This window comes from Paraburkholderia caledonica NBRC 102488 (assembly GCF_000685095.1).
Classification (GTDB): domain Bacteria; phylum Pseudomonadota; class Gammaproteobacteria; order Burkholderiales; family Burkholderiaceae; genus Paraburkholderia; species Paraburkholderia caledonica.
This window is the reverse complement of record NZ_BAYE01000001.1, coordinates 190,107-211,668: the sequence shown is the minus strand read 5'-3', so window position 1 is coordinate 211,668 and position 21,562 is coordinate 190,107. Positions and strand designations below refer to the sequence as shown.

Sequence of the window (21,562 nt, the reverse complement as noted above, 5' to 3'; positions counted from 1 at the left end):
TCACCCGCATCGACCTTGGCACCGTCTCGCGGAGAGCGTCGCCATGACCAACTGGCTTCGCACAGGCTGGCCGACGCTCGCGATCATGCTGGGCGCGTCGGTGTGGGGAATGATCTGGTATCCGTTGCGAATGCTCGCATCGCTCGGCGTGACCGGCACGGCCGCGAGCGCGCTCACGAGCGGCGCCGGTTGCCTGTTCGTCCTGCTGGTGCGCCATCGGGCGCTGAAAACCGTGCGCTGGCACTGGCTGCTGCCGGCGCTCGCGCTCGCCGCGGGCATCACGAATCTCGGCTTCGTGTGGGGATCGATCCACGGGCAGGTGATGCGCGTGCTTCTGCTCTTCTATCTGACACCTGCATGGACCGCGGTCTTCGCGCACTTCATCCTGCATGAACGCCTGACGTGGGCCGGCGCGGGGCTCGCCGCGCTGTCGCTGGCCGGCGCAATGACGATGCTGTGGTCGCCGCAGCTCGGCCTTCCGCTGCCGGGCAATCTCGCGGAATGGGCGGGCCTCGCGGGTGGCATGGGCTTCGCGATGAGCAACGTCCTGATCCTGAAGACAAGCCGTGTATTGCCGCAGATGAAGCCGGAGATGCGCACCGCGACCATCTTCGGCGGCGCGGCGATTTTTGGCGCTTGCGCGTCGCTATTCGAAGCGATGCCCGCGCCGCCCACCGGCGCACATCTCGCTACTGCCGCCTGGCTGGTGCTCGGCCTCGGTTTCCTGCTCGCATCGAACAACATGCTCGTGCAATACGGGCTGTCGCGCGTGCCGGCCAACCGGGCGTCGATCATCATGCTGTTCGAACTCGTGGTCACGGCCCTGTCCGCGTGGCTCTTTGCCGGCGAGACGCCCGGCCCGCGCGAATGGGCGGGCGGCGTGTGCATCGTGCTTGCTTCGGCGCTGTCGAGCTGGATGCATCGGACGAAGGCAATGCCGCCCGATCCCGCCAATCAGGACGCGGGCGAGGAGCCGAGCGACGACCCGGGCGCCGCGAGCGCCACGAGCACATGCTCGGCCGACATCCACGAGTGCGACGACCATAAGGACGGCAAGAACCGCCCACGCGCGATGGTATGATTGCCCCTCATTAGCCGGCGCATGCGCGATGCGCGTGCAGCCGGCGCCCATGTCTCGAGGGCTGGCAAGGAGCGCGGGCCGCATCGCTGCAGCGGCGGACGGCTCATGCGGCCTTCGTGAGCCACTTATTTTTTCTCCCTTTCAAACAGCGAAATCGCCGTGCGTCTGACCTCGATCAAACTCGCTGGATTCAAGTCATTCGTCGATCCCACGCATTTCCAGGTTCCGGGCCAGCTAGTCGGCGTGGTCGGACCCAATGGATGCGGCAAGTCCAACATTATCGACGCCGTGCGATGGGTGCTCGGCGAATCGCGCGCCTCTGAGCTGCGCGGCGAGTCGATGCAGGACGTGATCTTCAACGGCTCGACTGCGCGCAAACCGGGCAGCCGCGCCAGCGTCGAACTCGTGTTCGACAACGCCGACGGGCGTGCCGCCGGACAGTGGGGCCAGTATGCCGAGATCGCCGTGAAGCGCGTGCTCACGCGCGACGGCACGTCGAGCTACTACATCAACAACCTGCCGGCGCGTCGCCGCGACATTCAGGACATTTTCCTCGGCACCGGTCTCGGCCCGCGCGCCTACGCGATCATCGGGCAAGGCATGATCGCGCGCCTGATCGAAGCGAAGCCCGAAGAACTGCGCGTCTTTCTCGAAGAAGCCGCGGGCGTTTCCAAGTACAAGGAGCGCCGCCGCGAGACGGAGAACCGCCTGCACGACACGCGTGAGAATCTGACGCGGGTCGAGGACATCGTCCGCGAACTGGGCACGAACCTCGAGAAGCTCGAAGCGCAAGCTGTCGTCGCCACGCGCTACAAGGAACTGCAAACCGACGGCGAAGAGAAGCAACGCCTGTTATGGCTGTTGCGCAAGAACGAGGCGGGCAGCGAGCAGGAACGTCAGCAGCGCGCCATCGAACAGGCGCAAATCGACCTCGAAGCGCAAACCGCCAGGCTGCGCGAAGTCGAAGCGCAACTCGAAACGCTGCGCGTCGCGCATTACTCGGCGAGCGACGCGATGCAGGGCGCACAAGGCGCGCTGTACGAAGCGAACGCCGAAGTGAGCCGGCTCGAAGCCGAAATCAAGTTCATCGTCGAATCGCGCAACCGCGTCCAGGCGCAAATCGCTGCGCTGACCGCGCAGCGTGAACAGTGGCAATCGCAGGCTGAAAAAGCGCAAGGCGATCTCGAAGACGCCGAGAAGCAACTCGCCGTCGCCGAAGAAAAGGCCGCGCTCGCCGAAGAAGAAGCCGCCGCGAAGCACGACGCAATGCCTGCGCTCGAAGCGCGCTGGCGCGATGCGCAAGCCGAACTGAATGCGGAGCGCGGCGGCATTGCGCAGACCGAACAGGCGCTCAAGCTGGAAGCGGCGCATCAGCGCAATGCCGATCAGCAATTGCAGCAGTTGCAACAGCGTCACGAGCGGCTGAAGGCAGAAGCCGGCGGCCTCGACGCACCCGACGAAGCACAGCTCGAAGAGTTGCGCATGCAACTCGCGGAACACGAAGAGATTCTGCACGACGCGCAAACGCGTCTTGCCGATGCGCAAGAAACCCTGCCGCGTCTGGACGCCGAAAGGCGTGCCGCGCAGGAGCGCGTGCAGGCGGAAAGCGCGCAGATTCATCAGCTTGACGCACGCCTTGCGGCGCTCAAGCAGTTGCAGGAAAGCGTCCAGACCGAAGGCAAGATTCAGCCGTGGCTCGAAAAGCACGAGCTCGGCGGCCTGCCGCGACTGTGGAAGAAGCTGCACGTCGAGTCCGGTTGGGAAGCCGCGCTCGAAGCCGTGCTGCGCGAGCGGCTCGCCGCGCTCGAAGTATCGAATCTCGACTGGGTCAAGGCGTTCGCTACCGACGCGCCGCCCGCCAAGCTCGCGTTCTACGCACCGCCCGTCGCCGGTCAGCCGGTTGCGGCGTCGCCCGCGCTTCGGCCGCTGCTGTCGCTGGTTCGTATCGACGACGCGGGCATCCGCGCGGTGTTGAACGACTGGCTCGGCCTTGCGTTCGTCGCCGACGATCTGCAGCAGGCGCTCAGCATGCGCTCGCAATTGCCCGAGGGCGGCTCGTTCGTCGTGAAGGCCGGGCACGTGGTGACGCGCGTCGGCGTGCAACTATATGCGGCCGATTCCGAACAGGCCGGCATGCTGGCCCGTCAGCAGGAAATCGAAAATCTCGCGCGTCAGGTGCGCGCACAAGCCCTGCTCGCCGACGAAGCAAAGGCTGCCGCGATCCGCGCCGAAGCCGCGCACACGCAAGCGGCGCAGGCGCTGACCGACGTGCGTCAGCAGGCCGAGCGCGCGACCCAGCGCGTGCACGCGTTGCAACTCGACGTGCTCAAGCTCACGCAGGCGCACGAGCGTTACACGCAGCGCAGCACGCAGATTCGTGAAGAGCTCGAGGAGATCAACGCACAGATCGAAGAGCAGCGCGCGATGCGTGCGGAATCCGAAGCGAACTTCGAGCGTTACGACGGTGAACTCGCCGAATTGCAGGCGCGTTTCGAAGATCATCAACTGGCTTTCGAGGCGCTCGACGAAGCGCTTACCGCTGCACGCGGCGAGGCACGCGACCTTGACCGCGCCGCGACCGACGCACGCTTCGCCGCGCGCAACATGGCGAACCGCATCGACGAATTGAAGCGCAGCATTCAGGTCGCGCACGAGCAGAGCGAGCGCGTCGCGGCGTCGCTCGAAGACGCGCGCGCCGAACTCGAAACCATCAACGAGCAGACCGCTCACACGGGCTTGCAGGACGCGCTCGACATTCGCGCGGTCAAGGAAGAGGCGCTGCACGCTGCGCGTCTCGAACTGGACGACCTGACTGCGAAGCTGCGCGCCGCGGACGAAACGCGTCTCACCGCCGAGCGCGCGCTGCAACCGCTGCGCGACCGCATCAACGAATTGCAACTGAAGGAACAGGCCGCGCGGCTGAACGGCGAGCAGTTCATCGAGCAACTGGCGGCAGCGGGCGTCGACGAGGCGGAACTGCAGGCCAAGCTCACGCCGGACATGAAGCCGTCGTATCTGCAGGGCGAAGTCACGCGCATCAACAACGCGATCACCGCGCTCGGTCCGGTCAACATGGCCGCGCTCGACGAACTCAAGGCGGCCACCGAGCGCAAGTCGTTCCTCGACTCGCAATCGGCCGATTTGACGAGCGCGATCGAGACGCTCGAAGACGCAATCCGCAAGATCGACGCGGAAACGCGCACGCTCTTGCAAGGCACGTTCGACGAAGTGAACCGTCATTTCGGCGAACTGTTCCCGCGTCTCTTTGGCGGCGGCCAGGCGAAGCTGATCATGACGGGCGACGAGATTCTGGACGCCGGCGTACAGGTGATGGCGCAGCCTCCGGGCAAGAAAAACTCGACGATTCACCTGCTGTCGGGCGGCGAAAAAGCGCTGACTGCAACCGCGCTCGTGTTCGCGATGTTCCAGTTGAACCCGGCGCCGTTCTGTCTGCTCGACGAAGTGGATGCGCCACTAGACGACGCCAACACCGAACGTTTCGCCAATCTGGTACGCGCGATGTCGGACAAAACCCAGTTCCTTTTCATTTCGCACAACAAGATCGCGATGGAAATGGCGCAGCAACTGATCGGCGTGACGATGCAGGAGCAGGGCGTGTCGCGCATCGTTGCCGTCGACATGGAAACGGCTGCGGGTTTCGCCCAGAATATCGTTTAAGTTTTCGTTTGAATCAAGGAAGCGCGGGCGCCCGCGTTCAGCGCTGCGGCACTCGCCGCGCGATACGTGGGGCGGGCGTCAGGACGCGCAGATAAAGAATTGCTGATGGAGCATGCATGGACGAGTTGACACTCGGTTTGATCGGCGCGGGTGCCGTGGTGGTCGGGGGCGTGGTGGTGTACAACGCGTGGCAGAGCGCCAAGGTGCGCCGCAAGATGCCGCGGCCCATGCCCGCGGACGCCGCGGAAAATTTTGCGCGCGACGACCATCAGGAACAGAGCCCGTTCATTGAACCGGCTCGGCCCACTACGCGCCGCGAGCCGGTAGTGGGCGCAGAGGCATCCGCCGACACGGCGTCGGCCCGCGTCGAACCGACTTTTGGCGCGCCGGTAGGCGCCGCACCGCTTGATACGCCGGCCGACATTCAGGCAGAGACGACCACACCGAACGGCTATCTGTCAGACGGCGATGATGCCGAGGCTGAGGGCGGCGCAAAGGGGAGCCTCGGTGCCGACGCCGGCAAGGACGCGGCGGCGGCTGGTCAACAACCCGCGAGCAACGCGTCGCGCGAAGCCGACGAACAGATCGAGCCGATTTTGCCCGCTGCCACGACGATCTCGTCCGCGCCGCCGGCTATCGTCGATCGCCGCATCGACTGCATCGTGCCGATTCGTCTGAACGGACCGGTTGCGGGCGACAAGGTGATTCCACTTGCGCAGCGTTTGCGCCGGGCCGGCAGCAAGCCGGTACATATCGAAGGCAAACTCGAGGGCGGCGCGTGGGAGTTGTTGCAAAACGGCGCGCGTTATGAAGAGTTGCGCGCGGCCGCGCAGCTGGCCAATCGCAGCGGTGCGTTGAACGAACTTGAATTCTCCGAGTTCGTGACGGGCGTACAGCAGTTTGCCGACGCAATCGACGCGTCGCCGGAATTTCCCGACATGCTCGAAACAGTCGCGATGGCGCGTGAACTCGACGGTTTCGCCGCGCAGTGCGACGCGCAGTTGTCGATCAACGTGCTCTCCGACGGCGCGCCCTGGTCGGCCAACTACGTGCAAGCCGTGGCGTCGCAAGACGGCTTGCTGCTTTCGCGCGACGGCACGCGTTTCGTCAAGCTGGACGCGCGCCAGAGCCCGGTGTTCATGCTGCAGTTCGGCGACACGAACTTCCTGCGCGACGACCTCACGTACAAGGGCGGTCAGATGATCACGCTGGTGCTCGACGTGCCGGTGGCCGACGAAGACATCTTGCCGTTCCGTCTGATGTGCGACTACGCGAAGTCGCTGGCCGAGCGCATCGGCGGGCGGGTGGTGGACGACGGCCGCCGCCCGTTGCCGGAGACCGCGCTGCTCGCCATCGAAAAGCAGTTGATGACGCTTTACGCGAAGCTGGAACAGGCCGGCATTCCGGCAGGATCGCCCGCCACTCGGCGACTGTTCAGTCAATAACCCGCCGAGTTTAAAAAACGCCTCGAACGGCCGCGCAATGCGCGGCCGTTGTCGTTTTGAAGAGTAACGCCGCCGACTTCCGCATACTCGCGCTCAGGTCTGCAAGCTGGCCATTCGGCCGATGTAAAGGGGCACGCTTCCTGCGATAATCCAGTGTCCAATTTCACTGAAGAAGCGCCCTACAGCATGGCTCGAACTCCCGCCTCAGATCCAGCAACCAGCGCTCCGGCCGAGCGGGCCGCGTGGCTGCGCGCGGAACTCGAACGCGCCAATTACGCCTACTACGTGCTCGACCAGCCCGACTTGCCGGACGCGGAGTACGACAAACTGTTCAAGGAACTGGAGAGCATCGAGGCGCAGCATCCCGACCTGATCGTCCCTGATTCGCCCACTCAGCGCGTCGGTGGCGAGGCGGCAAGCGGGTTCGAGCCGGTCGTCCACGACCAGCCCATGCTGTCACTGAACAACGGTTTCGCAGACGAAGACATTCTCGCGTTCGACAAGCGCGTCGGCGACGCACTCGGCAACAATGCGAAAGAGCCGCCGGTGCCGGTCGACTACGCGGCCGAGTTGAAGTTCGACGGCCTCGCGATCTCGCTGCGCTATGTCGACGGTGTGTTTGTGCAGGCCGCCACGCGCGGCGACGGCACGACTGGCGAGAACGTCACGGAGAACGTCCGCACGATCCGCTCGATTCCGCTCAAGCTCAAGGGCAAGCGCGTGCCGCACATACTCGACGTGCGCGGCGAAGTGCTGATGTTCAAGCGAGACTTCGAGCGTCTGAACGAACGTCAGCGCGCCGCGGGTCACAAGGAGTTTGCCAATCCGCGCAACGCCGCGGCGGGCAGCTTGCGTCAGCTCGATTCGAAAATCACCGCGCAAAGGCCGCTGTCGTTCTTCGCGTATGGCATCGGCGTGCTCGAAGGCGTCGAGATGCCGGCCACACATAGCGAACTGCTCGACTGGTACAAGGAACTCGGCTTGCCCGTCAATGCGGAGCGCGCGGTCGTGAAGGGCGCCGAAGGTCTGCTCGCGTTTTTCCATGCGGTCGGCGAGAAGCGCGACAAGCTGCCGTACGACATCGACGGCGTCGTGTACAAGGTCAACCGGCGCGACGAGCAGGACGCGCTCGGCTTCGTGTCGCGTGCGCCCCGTTTCGCACTCGCGCACAAATTCCCGGCGCAGGAAGCGTTGACGAAACTGGTCGCGATCGACGTGCAAGTGGGGCGCACCGGCGCGATCACGCCAGTGGCGCGCCTCGAGCCCGTGTTCGTCGGCGGCGCGACTGTCACGAACGCCACGCTGCATAACGAAGACGAAGTGCGTCGCAAGGACATCCGTATCGGCGACACGGTGATCGTTCGGCGCGCGGGCGATGTCATTCCGGAAGTGGTGAGCGCGCTCATCGACCGTCGCCCGGATGACGCGCACGAATTTGTGATGCCCACGCATTGTCCGGTGTGCGGCTCGAACATCGAGCGGCTGCCCGACGAGGCGATTGCGCGTTGCACCGGCGGCCTGTTCTGTCCGGCCCAACGCAAGCAGGCGCTGTGGCATTTCGCGCAACGGCGCGCATTGGACATAGACGGGCTGGGCGAGAAGATCATCGACCAACTGGTAGAACAGAACCTGGTGCGTACGCCCGCCGATCTGTTCTACCTGGGCTTCTCGACGCTCGCAGAGCTCGACCGTTTCGCCGACAAGTCCGCGCAGAACCTGCTCGACTCGCTCGAGAAGGCCAAGCACACTACGCTTGCCCGTTTTATTTACGCGCTCGGCATTCGCCATGTCGGCGAATCCACGGCGAAAGATCTGGCGAAGCATTTCGGCTCGCTTGATCCGATCATGGAGGCCTCGGTGGAAGCATTGCTGGAGGTCAACGACGTCGGGCCGGTCGTCGCCGAATCCATTCACCAGTTTTTCGCCGAAGAGCATAACCGCACGGTGATCGAGCAGCTGCGCGCGCCTGGCAAGGTCACGTGGCCTGAAGGGCCGCCCGCGCCGAAGGCGCCGCAGGGCGTGCTGGCCGGCAAGACCGTTGTATTGACGGGCACCTTGCCGAGTCTGGCTCGCGAGGAGGCGAAGGAAATGCTCGAAGCGGCCGGCGCGAAAGTGGCCGGCTCGGTGTCCAAGAAAACAGACTATGTGGTGGCGGGGGCCGAAGCAGGCAGCAAGTTAGCGAAGGCCGAGGAACTCGGCATTCCCGTACTCGACGAAGATGGTATGCGTAAGCTCCTGGAGGGGCAGTTATGATCCGCGAAATTCTCAAGATGGGCGATCCGCGCCTGCTGCGCATTGCCGATCCGGTCGATCACTTCGGCACGCCGCAATTGCATGAACTCGTGAAAGACATGTTCGAGACCATGCACCATGCGAACGGAGCGGGGCTCGCCGCGCCGCAGATCGGCGTCAACCTGCAGGTGGTGATCTTCGGGTTCGGCAGCAACGAACGGTATCCGGACGCGCCGCCGGTGCCGGAAACGGTGCTGATCAATCCGACCATCACGCCGGTTTCGCTGGATATGGAAGAGGGCTGGGAGGGTTGCCTGTCTGTTCCGGGCCTGCGCGGCGCGGTCAGCCGCTTTTCGATGATCAAGTATCACGGCTTCGACCAGTACGGCACGCCGATCGACCGCGTCGCCGAAGGTTTTCATGCGCGCGTCGTACAGCACGAATGCGATCATCTGATCGGCAAGCTGTATCCAATGCGGATTACAGACTTCGCCAAGTTTGGCTTTACAGAAGTGCTGTTTCCGGACATGGATCCGAATAGCGACGATTGAGGCGACCGTTGGCGGGTGCCGCGCGGTGATAATAAAAAACCCACGCAACTGCGTGGGTTTTTTATTGGGCTGCTGCGGCGCTCGATGCGCTTCAAGATCGCACGAAGCGGTCGGCCGCGCAGCCTCTGAGCTTGCCAGATGGCGTCAGAACGACTCGTCCGGTGCGAGGTAGCGCCACTGCCCCGGCGGTAGCGCGCCAAGCATCACGCGGCCCATCCGCACGCGTTTCAGGCCAAGCACCTCGAGGCCGACCAGTTCGCACATCCGGCGAATCTGGCGCTTCTTTCCTTCGCGCAGCACGAAGCGCAACTGCTCGCCGTTTTGCCAGTTGACTTGCGCCGGCTTGAGCGGCACGTCGTCGAGCGAGAGACCGTGGCACAAGAGCGCGAGGCTTTCCGGCGGGAAGTGACTTTCGACGTCGACCGTGTGTTCGCCGTAGGCGACGCGCACCAGATATTCCTTGTCGATGTCGGAATGGCCGCCGATCAGCTGCTTGGCGATGCGGCCGTCCTGCGTCAACACCAGCAAGCCTGTCGAATCGATGTCCAGACGCCCGGCCGGCGCGAGCTGCCGCAGATGCGCGACGGAGAAGCGGATGTCCGAGCGGTCGCCTTCCCAGCGATTCTCCGGCGTGACGAGCGTGATGGCCGGCTGGTAGCCGTCTTCTGCCTGGCCCGACACGTAGCCGACAGTCTTATGGATCAGCACCGTGACCTGGCTTGCTTGCACGGCCTCGGCAGCGGGATCGATCTCGATCCGCTGATCCGGGCGAACCTTCGTGCCTAACGTGTCGATCCGCTCGCCGTCGACGAGCACCCAGCCTTTCTCGATCCATTCGTCGGCTTCGCGGCGCGAGCACAGGCCCAGTTCGGACATGAGCTTGGAGAGGCGCAGGGTGCCGGGCGCGTCCTCGATATCGCGACGCGGCGTGCGCGGGGCAGCCTCCGCGTTCGGGCGATGTTCGGCCGGAGCGGCACCGCGCGACTTGCTGGCTCGCGCGGGGCGGTCGTCGGTGAAACGTCGTTCGGCCGCCGGTGTTTTGTCGAAGCCGCGTGCCGGGCGTTCCGCATGGTCGGTGCGCGGGGCGGCGCGGTCGCCGAATTCGCGGCGAGCCGGTGCGCGTTCGCCTCTTTCGACTCGTGCGTCACCAGGTGCGCGGGCCGGACGATCGGCGCGGTCGCCGTAGCCGCTCTTGACGGGCTTTGCAAAGCTGCGCTCGCTTTCTGTGCGTCGAGGTGAGCTGTCGCTGCGCGGTCCGCGCTCGCCGCCGCGGCGGTCTTGCGAGGCGCCGCGGTCTGCGCCGAAGCGGGGGCGGTCGGAAGCCTCGCGTTCACCGCGCGTCGGACGCTCGACACGCTGGCCGCCTTCCGCGGGACGGCCTGCTCCCGTCCGCGGGCCGCTGGTCGGACGGCGTTCGCCGTCGAAGCTGCGCGAGGCGCCGCGGTCTGCATTGCCTTCGAAGCGGCGGGGCGGGCGGTCAGTGCCGCCCGTGCGTTCTTCGAAACGGCGCGGTGCGCGTTCGCCGCGTTCGGCACTCGGGCCACGGGGCGACCGCTCGCTGTTACCAGCACGGTCTTCGAAGCGGCGGGGCGGGCGGTCAGTGCTGCCCGTGCGATCTTCGAAACGGCGCGGTGCGCGTTCACCACGTTCGGCACTCGGGCCACGGGGCGACCGCTCGCTGTTACCAGCACGGTCTTCGAAGCGGCGGGGCGCACGGTCGGTGCTGCCCGCGCGATCCTCAAAACGGCGCGGTGCGCGTTCACCGCCTGCGCCACCGGGCGCACGCTGGCCTCCACCCGTCCGATCTTCAAACCGACGCGGTGCGCGTTCGCTGCGCTCGCCGCCCGCGCCACGAGGCGCCCGCTCGTCGCCAGCCGCGCGATTTTCAAACCGGCGCGGCGCGCGCTCACCACCCTCACGCCGCGGACCACGCTCGCCGCTTCCTTCGAAACGCCGCGCAGGCGCGCCCGCGCTCTCGCTGCGCGGCGGCCGGTCAGACGTCGCACGTCGTGCGCCGCCGGCTCCGCCCGCTTCGCGTTCGCGCGAGAATGAGCCTTCCGCGCGGGGAGCGCGCGGTCCGCGCGCGCCTGCGCCAGCCGGACGCTTGCCACCGGACGACGTGCCCGCGCCTTCGCCTCGCGGGCCGCTCGGGTCCGCCATCGACGATTTCGGTCCTGCCGGCCGTGTCGGCTTACGTCCCGACGTGCTGCCGCTACGGACAGGGGCGCGTTCGGACGAAGCCGGCCGCGGGTGCTTGGCTGTTAATTTGTCTCGCATGAAATCTCACACTGCAATCGCGCGCAGCAGTTCCGTCTCGACCTGAATTTGCAGGCGGTTGTCCGACAGACCGTGTCCGTCCAGCAGAAACACGTCCTCGACGCGTTCGCCGAGCGTGTTGATCCGCGCCGACGCGACGCCGACCCGATGTTCGGCCAGCACGCGCGCGATCGAATAAAGAAGGCCTGGCCGGTCGTTCGCCGACACGGACAGGATGTAGTACTGGCCGCGCTCGTCGGCCCGAAGATCGACGCGCGGTGTAACAGGGAAAGTTCGCGAAAGCCGCGACAAGCGGCCTTTCGACGGCCCCGGGAGCCAAGTGCCGTCGCCAGTTAGGCGCGCGGTCAGTTCCTGCTCGACGAGATTGGCAATGTCGCGATAATGCACGTCTTCTTCGGTATGCGCGACCAGGAAATTATCCAGCGCATAGCCGTGACGCGTGGTGCTGACCCGGGCATCGAGCACCGACAGGCCGTTGCGGTCGAAATACGCACAAATGCCGGCGAACAGATCCGGCTGGTCCTTCACATACACGAGTACCTGAAGCGCTTCGCCGATCGGCGAAGGGCGGGCGCGAACGATCGGCGTGGGCGTCTCGACGTAGCGGTAGAGCACGCGCGTTTGCCATGCGATGTCCGCCGCGTCGTGGCGTAGAAAGTAGCCGACGTCGAGCTTGTCCCACAGCGCTTTCTGCGCGCCTTCCGGCACCGTCTCGAGGCGGAGGAGCGCTAGCGCCTCTTCCTGACGCGACTCTAGCTCTGAATGTGCGTCCGGACGCGCGCCGCCGAGCACTGCGAGCGTCGCGCGGTACAGGTCTTCCAGCAGCTTGCCCTTCCACGTGTTCCAGACTTTTGGACTGGTCCCGCGGATGTCGGCCACGGTCAGCAGATACAGCGCGGTCAAACGGCGCTCGTTGCCGACCAGCTCGGCAAAACGCTTGATGACCTCCGGGTCGCTCGTGTCCTGCTTCTGCGCGACCTGGCTCATGGTCAGGTGCTGCTGCACGAGCCAGACCACCAGGTCGCCATCTTCGCCCTCGATGCCGTGATTGCGGCAGAAGCGCCGCGCGTCGGCCATGCCGAGTGTCGAGTGGTCGCCCCCGCGGCCCTTGGCGATATCGTGAAACAGCGCCGCGACGTACAGCACCCATGGCCGGTCGAAGCCCACGATCAACTGGCTGCAGAACGGATACTCATGCGCGTGTTCGGCGACCGCGAAGCGCCGCAGATTGCGCAGCACCATCAGGATGTGCTGGTCGACCGTGTAGACGTGATACAGGTCGTGCTGCATCTGTCCGACGATGCGCCGGAAGTTGAGCAGATAGCGCCCGAGCACGCTCGTCTGGTTCATCAGGCGCAACGCGTGCGTGATGCCGGCCGGCTGCTTCAGGATGTCCATGAAGAGGCGCCGGTTTTCCGGATCGCGCCGCCAGTGCTGGTCCATCACCTCGCGCGCGTTGTAGATGGCGCGCAGCGTGCGCGCCGACAGGCCCTTCACGCCCGGCGTCTGTTCGTACAGCAGGAACGCTTCGAGGATCGCGTTCGGCTCGCGCTGAAACACATCGTCGCTCGCAATCTCGAGCATGCCCTGCTTTTCGACGAAGCGGTCCGACAGCACCCGCGTAATGCCGCTCGTGCTCGGGAAAAGCTGCGCCTCGATGTTCTGGATCAGGATGGTGGCCAGCTGCGTGACCGCCTTGGCGGCCCAGTAATAACGGCGCATCAGCTGTTCGCTTGCGCGCTTGGTTGCGGTGGGCTTGTAGCCGAAACTTTCCGCCACCGGCGTTTGCAGATCGAACACCAGAATATCCTGACGACGGCCGGCGGTGACGTGCAACCGGGCGCGCAGCGACTTCAGGAAACCTTCGTTGCGCCGCAGTTCCTGCGCTTCGCGCTCTGTAATGAGACCGCGTGCTTCGAGTTCGCGCCAACTGCTGCCAAAACCGGCCGCCTGCGTGATCCATAGGATCAGCTGGAGATCCCGCAGCCCGCCCGGGCTTTCCTTGATGTTCGGCTCGAGCGCGTAAGGCGTGTCCTGGAACTTGGCGTGGCGCTGGCGCATTTCCAGCACTTTGGCCTGGAAAAACGCTTTCGGATCCAGCGCCTCGCGATAACGCTTCGCGAAGTCGTCGAACAGCGCCGCGCTGCCCGTGATGCGCCGCGCTTCCAACAGCGACGTGCGCACGGTCACGTCGTTCGCGGCTTCTTCGAGACACTGCGAAACGCTGCGCACGCTGCTGCCGAGTTCCAGCCCCAGATCCCACGCAAGGCTGATGAAACGCTCGATACGCGCTTCCAGGTGTTCAAGCGGCGCATCGGGCAGCAGCACCAGAATGTCGATGTCGGAGTGCGGCGCGAGCTCGCCACGGCCATAACCGCCCACTGCGAGGAGCGCAAGGTCCGAGGGCAGTTCACAGGTATTCCAGGCGGCGCGCAGCGAGTCGTCGGTGGTGCGCGAAAGCGCCGCCATCAACGCTTCCACGTTGGTGGCGGTCTTGAAGCGTTCCAGCAACTGGGCTTTGGCCACTTTGTAGTCCGCCTTGAGCGACTTGGCATGGGACGGGGCGACGGCTGGAACACTACTCATGGGCGGCTGAAGGTCGGGGAGCGAAATCGGTCAGGCCGTGGCGGCGACCACCGGCGGGCGCGCGGGCGTGCCGGCGGAGACGGTCAGGACGTCATAGCCGGTTTCCGTCACGAGCACCGTGTGCTCCCATTGCGCCGAGAGGCTGCGGTCTTTAGTCTTGACCGTCCACTGATCAGGCATGGTGCGGATGTCGCGGCGCCCGGCGTTGATCATCGGCTCGATCGTGAAAATCATGCCCGCTTGCAGTTCGAGCCCCGTGCCGGGGCGGCCATAGTGGAGAATCTGCGGATCTTCATGGAACACCGTGCCGATGCCGTGGCCGCAATACTCGCGCACCACGCTGTAGCCCTGCGCCTCGGCGTGCTTCTGGATCGCGTAGCCGATGTCACCCAGATGCGCACCCGGGCGCACCTGGTCGATGCCGAGCCACATGCACTCGAAGGTGGTCTGAACGAGCCGTTTGGCAAGAATCGAACCCTCGCCCACGATGAACATCCGGCTCGTATCGCCAAAATAGCCGTTCTTGATCACCGTGATGTCGATGTTCAGCGCGTCGCCATTCTTGAGCGTCTTATCGCCGGGAATGCCGTGGCAGATCACGTCGTTGACAGAAATGCAGGTGGCCTTGGGGTAGGGCGGATAGCCGGGCGGCTGATAGTTCAGCGGCGCGGGGACCGTGCCCTGTTCCTTCAGCATGTATTCGTGACACAGGCGGTCGAGTTCGCCGGTGGTGACGCCAGCGGTGACGAACGGCGTGATGTAATCGAGCACTTCGCTCGCCAGCTTGCAGGCGACGCGCATTTGCGCGATATCGTGTTCGTTTTTTAGCGTGATAGCCATGAGTCGGGCCTGAAATGCGATTTATCCCGGGATTATCGCACCATATTCCCGGTGCCGCAGCGTTTTGGCGGTCGCCAGACGGCTTTTGCGCCGGGACCGGTGTCCCGCCATCCATAGCCTTGCGGCGGAGCGCGATGCGGCGGAAAGCGTTCGGGTGCAACCGGCGGCAGCGAAGACGAGCAACCGGGCAGGTTGAGTCGGCCGATAGTCGCATGCTATAATTTTTGGCTAGGTCGGTCCTTCTCTTGCCGCTGCTGGTTACCCGTCTGGGCAGTCAGCAGTGTCAACCAGATGTGAGCGACGCTTCCCGTGGCGCTGGCTGCCCGAGTCACGGGAAAAGTTGTACCGGGCAGCAGATTCGCAAGCCGGCGCACCCAGGGTGTCCGCGGCGCGTAGCCAGGCAAGACTTGACCTGGCAGCGCGGCGGATACGGCAGCCGGCTTAAGACCCAACCCTCGCGGAGATTTTCATGGCAGTTACCATGCGTCAAATGCTGGAAGCCGGTGTCCACTTCGGTCACCAAACGCGCTTCTGGAACCCGAAGATGGCTCCCTTCATTTTCGGTCATCGCAACAAGATTCACATCATCAACCTCGAAAAGACGCTGCCGATGTACAACGACGCGCTGAAGTACGCGCGTCAACTGGCAGCGAACCGCGGCACAATCCTGTTCGTCGGCACGAAGCGTCAATCGCGCGACACGATCGCTCAGGAAGCGCAGCGCGCGGGTATGCCGTACGTCAACGCACGCTGGCTTGGCGGCATGCTGACCAACTTCAAGACGCTGAAGGTTTCGATCAAGCGCCTGAAGGACATGGAAGCAGCGCTGGAAGCAGGCGAAACGGAGCGCATGAGCAAGAAGGAAGCGCTGCTGTTCGAACGCGAAATGGCCAAGCTGCAAAAGTCGATTGGCGGCGTGAAGGACATGGGCGGCATTCCGGACGCGATTTTCGTGGTCGACGTCGGCTACCACAAGATCGCCGTCACCGAGGCTAACAAGCTCGGCGTGCCGGTCATCGCAGTGGTCGATACGAACCACTCGCCGGAAGGCATCGACTACGTGATCCCGGGTAACGACGACGCCAGCAAGGCCGTCGCTCTGTACGCGGCTGGCGTGGCCGACGCGATCCTCGAAGGCCGCGCCAATGCGGTCAACGAAGTGGTGCAGGCTGCACGCGGCGACGACGGCGACGAGTTCGTCGAGGTCAACGCGGAAGCGTAAAGCTGCCCTGTGTCCGGCAAAAAAGGGGGCTTTCTACAGGCCCCCTTTTTTTAAGCCGCGACGTCGTAGTGGGGCGCTGTCTCCGGCTGGGGCTGTGTCCGACGCGTTATCCGTAAAAAACGCGCATAACGCTGAAACGAATTCTTGCCGCCGGTATCGAAGTCCGGGCGGCGTGTGACAGATCGAACTCAAGGAGCAAATGATGGCGGCAATTACCGCAAGCATGGTTGCAGAACTGCGCGCAAAGACCGACGCGCCGATGATGGAATGCAAAAAAGCGCTGACGGAAGCCGACGGCGACATGGCGCGCGCTGAAGAGCTGCTGCGCGTGAAGCTGGGCAACAAGGCGAGCAAGGCTGCATCGCGCGTCACGGCTGAAGGCGTGGTTGCCTCGTTCATTGGCGGCAATGCGGGTTCGCTGGTCGAACTGAACTGCGAAACCGACTTCGTTTCGAAGAACGACGACTTCCTCGCTTTCTCGAAGAAGATCGCCGAGCTGGTCGCAACGCAAAACCCGGCTGACGTCGCCGCGCTGTCCGCTTTGCCGCTCGACGGCCAGACGGTCGATGCAGTGCGTCTCGCGCTGGTCGGCAAGATCGGTGAAAACCTGTCGATCCGCCGTTTCGTGCGTTTCGAGACGTCGAACAAGCTGGCTGCGTATCTGCACGGCACGCGCATCGGCGTGCTGGTCGAGTACACGGGCGCAGACGAGCAGGTCGGCAAGGACGTCGCTATGCACATCGCCGCCATGAAGCCGGTCTCGCTGTCGTCGGACGACGTGCCGGCGGATCTGATCGCCAAGGAACGCAGCATCGCTGAGCAGAAGGCCGCGGAATCGGGCAAGCCGGCTGAAATCGTCACGAAGATGGTCGACGGCAGCGTGCAGAAGTACCTGAAGGAAGTGTCGCTGCTGAACCAGACGTTCGTTAAGAACGACAAGCAGACGATCGAACAGATGCTGAAGGCTGGCAACGCGAGCGTCCAGAAGTTCGCGCTGTTCGTGGTCGGCGAAGGCATCGAGAAGAAGCAGGATGACTTCGCTGCTGAAGTCGCCGCTCAAGTGGCTGCTGCAAAGCAACAATAAGCTTCACCTAAGCTTCAGCTAGTACCGTTGTCCCCGCGGCAGAGCAAGACTGTGCCGCGGTCGGCAGCGCCACAAGGCTGCGCGCGGGTCGACCCCCGCTGTGCAGCCGCCATTGACGAGCCTCACGTGTTGATCAATTTGGCGGCGCTTGCCCGAATCAGCATTTCACCCCTACATTAGTCCCTTGTTGTTGCCCTGTTCTGCGCGATCTGGATACCCCTATGCCCACTGCCTACAAACGCGTTCTGCTCAAACTCTCCGGTGAAGCTCTGATGGGCGACGATGCCTTTGGCATCAATCGCGCGACCATCGAACGAATGGTGGCGGACGTGGCCGAAGTGGTCCGTCTCGGAACGCAGTTGGCCGTGGTGATCGGCGGCGGCAACATTTTTCGCGGCGTAGCAGGCGGCGCGGCCGGCATGGACCGCGCCACGGCCGACTACATGGGCATGCTGGCCACCATGATGAACGCGCTGGCACTGCAGGACGCCATGCGGCATGCAGGCATCGAAGCGCGTGTGCAGTCCGCGCTGCGTATGGACCAGGTGGTCGAGCCGTATATCCGCCCGCGCGCGATTCGCCAGCTCGAAGAAGGTAAAGTCGTGATTTTCGCGGCCGGAACCGGCAACCCGTTCTTCACGACCGACACGGCCGCTGCGCTGCGCGGCTCGGAAATCGGCGCTGAAGTCGTGCTGAAAGCCACCAAAGTGGACGGCGTCTACTCCGCCGACCCGAAGAAAGATCCGAGCGCGACGCGCTACACGACGATCAGCTTCGACGAGGCAATCGGCCGCAATCTGCAGGTCATGGACGCCACCGCGTTCGCGCTGTGCCGCGACCAGAAGCTGCCGATCCGCGTGTTTTCGATCGTCAAACCGGGCGCGCTCAAGCGTATCGTGCTCGGCGAGGACGAGGGCACCCTCGTCCACGTGTAAACTCTCGTTCACATAACGTGGGCTTCGACGCGGGCCCGGGCCGCCGCATATCGCGCGTGCTGGCCGGCTCGCACAGTTTTGAAGGTTCGGAGGTTTAAAAATGTCTGTGGCTGATATCAGGAAGGGCGCTGAGCAAAAGATGCAGCGTTCCATCGACGCGTTCAAGAACGATCTGTCGAAAATCCGTACGGGTCGTGCGCACACGGGCCTGCTCGATCACATCCAGTGCGACTACTACGGCTCGCCGGTGCCTATTTCTCAGGTTGCGAACCTGACGCTGATCGACGCACGCACGATCGGCGTTCAGCCGTGGGAAAAGAAGATGGTCCAGGTCGTCGAAAAGGCGATCCGCGAGTCGGACCTCGGTCTGAACCCGGCCACGCAGGGCGATGTGATTCGCGTACCGATGCCCGCGCTGACCGAAGAACGCCGCCGCGAGCTGACGAAAGTGGTCAAGAGCGAAGCCGAAACGGCCAAGATCGCTGTCCGCAATTTGCGCCGCGACGCTAACGAGCAACTGAAGAAGCTCGTGAAAGACAAAGAAATTTCGGAAGACGACGAGCGCCGTGCAGGTGACGACATTCAGAAGCTGACGGACAAATTCGTCGCTGAAATCGACAAGCTCGTCGTGACCAAAGAAGCAGAGATCATGACGGTGTGATGCTGCTCGGCTCCGTCCAGACACGGAGCCGGCACGGGTTTTCCTGCCCCTTCAGGGGCTGGCGCTAAATGTTGGTCATGCAGCGCCAGGTCTGGGAGGACTCACCAAATCCAAGGTTTGCACTTCTTCATTTGCAGTTATTGTCCCGACGGCCATGACCTACACCAGTTCAACCGTGCGCGTGCCTGATGTCGCCGCGGTGCCGCGACACATCGCGATCATCATGGACGGCAATGGCCGTTGGGCCACCCAACGCCGCTTGCCGCGCGTGGCCGGTCATACGCGCGGCGTCGACGCTGTGCGTGCAGCCGTCGAGGCGTGCGCCCGTCAGGGCGTCGAATATCTGACGCTGTTTGCCTTCAGTTCAGAAAACTGGCGCCGGCCGAACGAGGAAGTGTCGTTCCTCATGCGCCTGTTCGTCACCGCGCTCGAGCGCGAGATCGGCAAGCTCCACGCGAACGGCATCCGTTTGCGGGTGGTCGGCGATCTCGAACGTTTCGATACGCGCATCCGCGATCTGATCAAGCGCGCCGAGACCAAGACCGCGCGCAATACCCGCCTCACGCTGACCATCGCAGCCAATTACGGCGGTCGCTGGGACATCATGCAGGCCACCCGCAAGCTGGCCGAGCAGTCGGCGCTGGCGGGCAAGGCGGTCGAGGTGAACGAGGAATCGTTCGCAGAACATCTGTCCATGGCATATGCGCCCGAGCCCGATCTGTTCATCCGCACGGGCGGCGAGCGGCGCGTCAGCAATTTCCTGCTGTGGCAGCTCGCTTACACCGAGTTCTACTTCACCGACATCTTCTGGCCGGATTTCGACGCCGACGCCCTCGGCCACGCAATCGCGTCTTATGCGGAGCGCGAGCGCCGTTTCGGCCGCACCAGTGCTCAACTCGAGCCGCAATCGCAAAACGTCGATTCGCTTCCATGCTAAAAACCCGTGTCATCACGGCGGTCGTCCTCCTGGCGGTGTTCCTGCCCGTCACGTTGTTCGCGCCGGTCGGCGCGTTCGGCGCACTGATTGCGTTCGTCGTCGTGTTCGCTGCATGGGAGTGGGCGCGCCTGCTCAAGCTGGGCGGCGCGGGCCCCGTCATTTACGCGCTGGTCGCCGCAGTAGCGCTAGTGGCCAGCACGCGTCTCGGCATCGGCGTCGACGATGCACGGCCGTTTTACAAAGCGGCCGCCATTTTCTGGGTGATCGCCGGCCCATTCGTGCTGCTGCGCAAACCGACGCTCGCGCAGGGCGCGTGGCGTAACTTCCTGTTTCTTGCCGGGATTGTGATATTCGTCGCGTGCTGGCATGCTCTCGTCGCCGCGCGCATGCAGGGTGTGCCGTTCGTGCTGTCGCTGCTGCTATTGGTATGGCTCGCCGATATCGGCGCATACTTCTCGGGGAAGGCGTTCGGCAAGCACAAGCTCGCGCCCGCCATCAGCCCGGGCAAGACGTGGGAGGGCGCGATCGGCGGCTGGCTCGTCGTCATGATTGTCGCGCTGGCGGCGGTCGTTCTGCATGCGTTCGAGCCGACCCTGTATTCCGGCTTGTGGGCGCATTGGGGCGCCCTGCGTGCGCTGCTTGCGCTGACCCTGCTGGTGGTGTTCAGCGTGGTAGGCGACCTTTTTGAATCCATGATGAAGCGCCAGGCCGGCGTGAAAGATTCGAGCGGCCTGTTGCCGGGGCACGGTGGCGTGCTCGACCGCATCGACGCATTGTTGCCGGTGCTGCCGCTTGCCATGCTGCTGCTCGGCTAGAGAAAGAGATATGCAAAAACGTCTGACATTGCTCGGTTCCACGGGCTCGATTGGAGACAGCACGCTCGACGTCGTCGCGCGTCATCCGGAGCGTTTTTCGGTTTATGCGCTCACCGCACACCGCAACGGCGACAAACTCGTCGAGCAATGCCTGCGTTTTCGGCCGGAAGTCGCGGTGGTCGGCGACGCCGACACGGCAGCGCGCGTCGCGGCCAAGTTGCGCGAGGCGGGCTGCAAGACCGAAGTGACTTATGGCGCTCAGGCGCTCGTCGACGTGTCGAAGTCCAGTGGCTGCGACACGGTCGTGGCGGCCATCGTGGGCGCGGCGGGCCTCGCGCCGAGCCTCGCCGCCGCGCGCGCCGGCAAACGGATTCTGCTTGCCAACAAGGAAGCGCTGGTCATGTCGGGCGCGATCTTCATGGACGCGGTCCACGACAACGGCGCGGTTCTGCTGCCGGTCGACAGCGAACACAACGCTATTTTCCAGTGCTTGCCGCGCGAAGCCGCGCTGCATGGCGGCGTGTCCAAGATCATTCTGACCGCGTCGGGCGGCCCGTTCCGTACGCGCGAACCGGCCACGCTTGCTGGCGTCACGCCCGAAGAAGCCTGCAAGCACCCTAACTGGGTCATGGGCCGCAAGATTTCGGTCGACTCCGCCACGATGATGAACAAAGGCCTCGAAGTGATCGAGGCTCATTGGCTGTTCGGCTTGCCGGGCGAGCGCATCGACGTGCTGATCCATCCGCAAAGCGTGATCCATTCGCTGGTTTCGTATGCCGACGGCTCGGTGCTCGCGCAACTCGGCAACCCGGACATGCGTACGCCCATCGCTCATGCGCTCGCCTTTCCGGATCGTGTCGATTCGGGCGTCGCGCAACTGGACCTCGCGGAAATCGCGTCGCTGTCGTTCGAAAAACCGGACTACGCGCGTTTCCCCTGTCTGGCTCTCGCGATGAAGGCACTTGCCGAAGGCGGCCTCGCCAGTGCGGCGCTCAACGCCGCTAACGAAATTGCTGTTGAAGCGTTCCTGTCGCGCCAGATCGGTTTCATGGCGATCGCGCAAGTGGTCGACTCGGTGCTCAACGGGTTGCCGAACGGCAGCGCGCACGCGCTCGAAGACGTGATCGAAGCAGACGCCGCAGCGCGTCGCGCCGCTGCCGAATTCATCGCGCGTCTGCCTGACGCCGCCCGCCGCACGGAACGCGCCGTCCAGTGAGG

General features: G+C 64.3%; 15 protein-coding genes. 12 read left to right on the top strand and 3 right to left on the bottom strand.

What is annotated here, in order from left to right; translation table 11 throughout:
* Positions 1–43 precede the first annotated feature (43 nt).
* From BCA01S_RS01020 to def, 5 genes are all read left to right on the top strand, one after another.
* A complete protein-coding gene (locus BCA01S_RS01020) occupies positions 44–1,081 on the top strand; it encodes a DMT family transporter (RefSeq protein WP_027775337.1) in 1,038 nt (345 codons plus the stop codon).
* Between the two features lie 159 nt (positions 1,082–1,240).
* Entirely contained in the window at positions 1,241–4,759 is a 3,519-nt protein-coding gene (smc, locus tag BCA01S_RS01015; protein WP_027775336.1) for a chromosome segregation protein SMC, read from the top strand.
* Positions 4,760–4,875: 116 nt separating this feature from the next.
* Positions 4,876–6,204: a cell division protein ZipA C-terminal FtsZ-binding domain-containing protein gene (locus tag BCA01S_RS01010; RefSeq protein WP_027775335.1), complete on the top strand. Its 1,329-nt coding sequence runs from the start codon at positions 4,876–4,878 to the stop codon at positions 6,202–6,204.
* 186 nt (positions 6,205–6,390) lie between these two features.
* Positions 6,391–8,457: an NAD-dependent DNA ligase LigA gene (ligA, locus tag BCA01S_RS01005; protein WP_027775334.1), complete on the top strand. Its 2,067-nt coding sequence runs from the start codon at positions 6,391–6,393 to the stop codon at positions 8,455–8,457.
* Positions 8,454–8,987, top strand: coding sequence for a peptide deformylase (def, locus tag BCA01S_RS01000; protein WP_027775333.1), 534 nt, complete (start codon positions 8,454–8,456; stop codon positions 8,985–8,987). The genes ligA and def overlap by 4 nt, the downstream gene beginning before the upstream one ends.
* A gap of 144 nt (positions 8,988–9,131) precedes the next feature.
* On the opposite strand, the gene BCA01S_RS36695 is transcribed toward def, so the two are convergent.
* The 3 genes from BCA01S_RS36695 to map form a co-directional block, all read right to left on the bottom strand.
* Positions 9,132–11,147: a pseudouridine synthase gene (locus tag BCA01S_RS36695; RefSeq protein ID WP_063831968.1), complete on the bottom strand. Its 2,016-nt coding sequence runs from the start codon at positions 11,145–11,147 to the stop codon at positions 9,132–9,134.
* Positions 11,148–11,270: 123 nt separating this feature from the next.
* Positions 11,271–13,850, bottom strand: a complete 2,580-nt coding sequence (locus tag BCA01S_RS00990; protein WP_027775331.1) for a [protein-PII] uridylyltransferase — start codon at positions 13,848–13,850, stop codon at positions 11,271–11,273.
* A gap of 30 nt (positions 13,851–13,880) precedes the next feature.
* Positions 13,881–14,690 carry a type I methionyl aminopeptidase gene (map, locus tag BCA01S_RS00985; RefSeq protein WP_027775330.1) on the bottom strand — a complete coding sequence of 270 codons (810 nt, stop codon included), beginning with the start codon at positions 14,688–14,690 and terminating at the stop codon, positions 13,881–13,883.
* Between the two features lie 469 nt (positions 14,691–15,159).
* Between map and rpsB the strand changes: the two genes are divergently transcribed.
* The 7 genes from rpsB (at position 15,160) to BCA01S_RS00950 (ending at position 21,560) form a co-directional block, all read left to right on the top strand.
* Positions 15,160–15,912: a 30S ribosomal protein S2 gene (gene rpsB / locus BCA01S_RS00980; RefSeq protein WP_006048672.1), complete on the top strand. Its 753-nt coding sequence runs from the start codon at positions 15,160–15,162 to the stop codon at positions 15,910–15,912.
* A 202-nt stretch (positions 15,913–16,114) separates the two neighbouring features.
* The gene (gene tsf, locus BCA01S_RS00975) at positions 16,115–16,996 is read left to right on the top strand and encodes a translation elongation factor Ts (protein ID WP_027775329.1); all 882 of its coding nucleotides are present in this window, start codon (positions 16,115–16,117) and stop codon (positions 16,994–16,996) included.
* Between the two features lie 221 nt (positions 16,997–17,217).
* Positions 17,218–17,931 carry a UMP kinase gene (pyrH, locus tag BCA01S_RS00970; RefSeq protein ID WP_006048674.1) on the top strand — a complete coding sequence of 238 codons (714 nt, stop codon included), beginning with the start codon at positions 17,218–17,220 and terminating at the stop codon, positions 17,929–17,931.
* Positions 17,932–18,031: 100 nt separating this feature from the next.
* Complete coding sequence (frr, locus tag BCA01S_RS00965) at positions 18,032–18,592, top strand: ribosome recycling factor (protein WP_027775328.1); 561 nt, start codon at positions 18,032–18,034, stop codon at positions 18,590–18,592.
* Between the two features lie 154 nt (positions 18,593–18,746).
* A complete protein-coding gene (gene uppS / locus BCA01S_RS00960) occupies positions 18,747–19,529 on the top strand; it encodes a polyprenyl diphosphate synthase (protein WP_027775327.1) in 783 nt (260 codons plus the stop codon).
* The gene (locus tag BCA01S_RS00955) at positions 19,523–20,344 is read left to right on the top strand and encodes a phosphatidate cytidylyltransferase (RefSeq protein WP_027775326.1); all 822 of its coding nucleotides are present in this window, start codon (positions 19,523–19,525) and stop codon (positions 20,342–20,344) included. Before uppS ends, BCA01S_RS00955 begins: the two co-directional genes overlap by 7 nt.
* A 10-nt stretch (positions 20,345–20,354) precedes the next feature.
* The gene (locus BCA01S_RS00950) at positions 20,355–21,560 is read left to right on the top strand and encodes a 1-deoxy-D-xylulose-5-phosphate reductoisomerase (protein WP_027775325.1); all 1,206 of its coding nucleotides are present in this window, start codon (positions 20,355–20,357) and stop codon (positions 21,558–21,560) included.
* The last annotated feature ends 2 nt before the right edge of the window (positions 21,561–21,562 follow it).